We start from the raw sequence: 3,639 nt of genomic DNA, 5'->3' as shown, positions 1-3,639 counted from the left end.
GAGGTCCTCTCCCAGCTCCTCCTGCACCACGCGCGCGCACTGCTCGAAGACCTCGCGGAAGACGCCTTCCCGCTCGTACAGCTCCCGGCCCATGCCCACGAACTGCGAGCCTCCGCCCACGAACAGGAAGGACACAGGTGCGTCGGAGCGCGCCTGCCCCGTCACCAACCCGCCTCCCGCCGCCAGCGCCCGCGCCGCCTCGTCACCACTACGGGCCACCACCGCGGCACGGTGTTCCAGATGCTCCCGGCCTGTCTGCAGGGTGAACGCCACATCCGGAAGGGCCGACTCATCACGGCGGTCCGATCCGGCTGCCAGGTGATCCGCCAGGCGTGCCCGCTGGCCGGACAGGGATGCCGGCGTCTTGCCCGAGGTGACGAGGACCTCCCAGCCGCGTCCGGTCCCGGACGGCACCGCGTCAGGGGCCTCCACCACGGGCGGCTGCTCGACGATCACATGCGCGTTGGTGCCGCCGAGGCCGAAGGAGCTCACCCCGGCCCGCCGCGGCGCCGGACCCGACCAGTCACGCAACTCCGCATTCACGAAGAAGGGACTCGACTCGAAATCGATCTCAGGATTCGGCGTCCGGTAATGCAGACTCGGCGGAATCAATCCCCGCTCCACACACAGGACCGCCTTGATGAACCCCGCGACGCCCGCCGCGGTGTCGAGGTGGCCCACGTTCGTCTTCACCGACCCGAGCGCACAGAACCCACGCTTCGAGGTCGACTTCCGGAAGGCATCGGTCAGCCCGGCGACCTCGATCGGGTCACCCAGTGAGGTGGCGGTCCCGTGTGCCTCGACGTAGCCGATCGACTCGGCATCGACCCCCGCCACCTGCTGAGCCTCATGGATGACGCTCGCCTGACCGGTCACACTGGGCGCGGTGAACCCGACCTTGTCCGCACCGTCGTTGTTGACCGCGGAACCACGGATCACCGCACGGATCGTGTCCCCGTCACGCACCGCATCCGACAGCCGCTTCAGCACCACGATGCCGGCTCCGCTGGAGAATACGGTCCCCTGCCCGTCGGCGTCGAACGCCCGGCAGCGGCCGTCGGGGGACATGATTCCACCCTCCTGGAACCAGTAGCCGCTGCGCTCCGGAGCACGGACCTTCGCTCCTCCGGCGAGTGCCATGTCGCTGTCGCCCGAAATGAGACTGCGGCACGCGTGGGCTATCGCCACCAGCGAGGTGGAACACGCCGTGCTCACACTCACGCTCGGTCCGCGCAGGTTGAGGCGGTAGGAGATATGGGTGGCGGCGAAGTCCTTGTCGTTGCCGAGACCCACGACCGTCGGGTCGATGTCCGACGAGCCACGCTGGGGAATCAGGTTGTTGAGCAGGTAACTGCTCATCGCGGCGCCGACGTAGACCGCAGTGGTGGTACCCGAGTGCCCACGCGGCGCATATCCGGCGTTCTCGAGTGCCTGGTAGGAGCACATCAGCAGCAGCCTCTGCTGCGGGTCCATCAGCTCTGCCTCACGCGGCGTGAAACCGAAGAACGCGGGGTCGAACAGGTCGACCCCGTCCGCGGATCCGGCCACGGCCACGTACTGGCCGTGGCCACCGACCGCCGACTCTGAAGGCTCGTCGGTGGGGACCAGTGATTCCACACCATCGACGAGGTTGTTCCAGAACGCGTCCACGTTGTCGGCGCCGGGAAAGCGAGCGGCCATGCCGATGACGGCGATGTCGGAGTTCTCCGCCGGGTTCCGGATGGTCGTCGACGGCGACTTCACATCCTGCGGAGACGACGAAGTCGGCACGAGGCGCTCCGCGAGGCGGGCAATGGTCGGGTACTTGAACAGGTCTGCCACGGCCAGCGAAACCTGCAGACGCTTCTTGACCTGCTGGCCCGCTTCGACGATGAGGAGGGAGTCTCCGCCCAGGTCGAAGAAGTTCGCGTCGCGGTCGATGCGAGAGCGTCCGAAGAGGTTCTCCCATATCTCGGTGAGCGTGCTCTCGATCTCCGCGCGCGACCGCGGCCCGGACACAGGGGCGTCCGCCGGCCGCTCCTGATGGCGCTTCGTACCGCGCGCGAGCCTGCTCGGCAGGTTCTCGGCGGAGACGATCACGCGCCGCTGCCCTCCAAAGAGCGCACGTTCGAAGACGGCAAGCGCGTCGGAGGCGGAAATCCCCGTCGGCTCGTCGCCGACGTGTGCCTCGAGTACGGCAGCGGGGAGCCGCTCGTGCGACGCCATGCCCACGTTCCGCCAGGCGTCCCAAGCGATGGCGACGACACGTTCGGGAGCGCCGGGCGACTCGGCCCATGCGTCGAGGAAGGCATTCGCTGCGCAGTAGTCGACCTGGCCGAGGCTGCCCAGAAGTGCGCCGGTCGAGGAGAACACGGCAAAGAAGGCGAGCGGGCGGCTGCGGAGCACCGAGGCGAGCGCGAGCGTGCCGTCGACCTTGGGCGTCAGCACCTTGCGCATGGCCTCGACGTGCCGGAACTGGGCGAGCCCCCCGCCGGCGAGGCCCGCGGCGTGGACGACGCCTTCGACGGGCCCGAACCGGAGCTCGGCCCGGGCGACGACATCGGCGAGAGCGGTACGGTCGCTCACGTCGCATGCTTCGACGAGCACCTCGGCCCCGTACGACTCCAGCTCGCGTACCGCGACGATGCGGCTCCGGGTTTCCGCGGGGGTCGTGGGATCGCTCTCGAGCGTCGGCCACTGTTCACGCGGCGGGAGCGGCGTCCGCCCGATGAGCACCAGGCGCGCTTTGTACTTCCGCGCCATCCATGTGGCGATCGTGCGGCCGATGCCGCCGAGGCCGCCAGTGATCAAGTAGACGCCAAGCGGCCGAAGGGCCGCGGGTCCTCCCTCCGCCGCGGACGTGGTCATGCCCTCGACACCCTCGACGTAGCGGGTGGTGTCCCGATAGGCGACGAAGGAATGCGGCAATGACGCGCGGATCTCGGCGATGAGCGGATCGACCTCAGCCGCCGTGCCCTCAATGTCGATCGCGGACGCGGTGAGCGCCGGATATTCGAGGGGCAGCGTCTTGACCGGCCCGAGGACGAGCGCGCGGGTGGGCGGTGCGGGCTCGCCGCTGCTCACCCGGGCGAGTCCCCGTGTCACCACGGCGAGCCGGGTCTGCTCGGTTCCGCGGTGCAGTCCGAGTGCACGGGCGAAGTGGACCAGAGCGTCGAGCGCGAAGACGCGCGCCCGGTCGACGTCGGCCTCGGTGTCGACCGCCCACAGGTAAAGGACGTTCCACGCACCGCTTGTTCCATCGGCGGCCTGGAGTTCGCGGACGAGCCGGTCGAAGTCCTCGGTCGCTTCGGGGCGCAGACGGTAGGCGTCCGGGGCGGAACGCTCGAACGACGTCCCGGCCTCCACCGTGACGACGTGCTCGCCGGCTTCTCGCAGGCGCGCGGTCCAGCGCTCTGCGATGCCGAGCGCGTCGGTGAAGACGATCCAGCGTTCGCCGGGCTTGCCGGTGATCGCCGCGGTAAGGGCTTCCTGGCGGAAGACCGGCCGGAAGAGGCGGGCCGCCGGCGCCGTGGCACCAGCGGTCTTCCGCTCGATCCAGTAGCGCTTGGTGTCGAATGCGTAGGTGGGCAGGGGCACGCGTCGCGGTGAGCGGTTCGTGTGAAGGGCGGCCCAGTCGATCGGGACACCGTTGACCCAGAG

The 3,639-nt window shown here is 69.3% G+C and carries 1 protein-coding gene; it reads right to left on the bottom strand.

Features of this window, described 5'->3' with window-relative positions; all coding sequences use genetic code 11:
• A partial coding sequence (locus ACEPPI_RS40130) for a beta-ketoacyl synthase N-terminal-like domain-containing protein (RefSeq protein WP_373920182.1) occupies positions 1-3,576 on the bottom strand: 3,576 nt, incomplete at its 3' end.
• Between the last annotated feature and the right edge of the window lie 63 nt (positions 3,577-3,639).

Source organism: Streptomyces sp. AB3(2024) (assembly GCF_041862025.1).
GTDB lineage: Bacteria > Actinomycetota > Actinomycetes > Streptomycetales > Streptomycetaceae > Streptomyces.
This window is presented reverse-complemented; position numbering and strand designations above follow the sequence as displayed.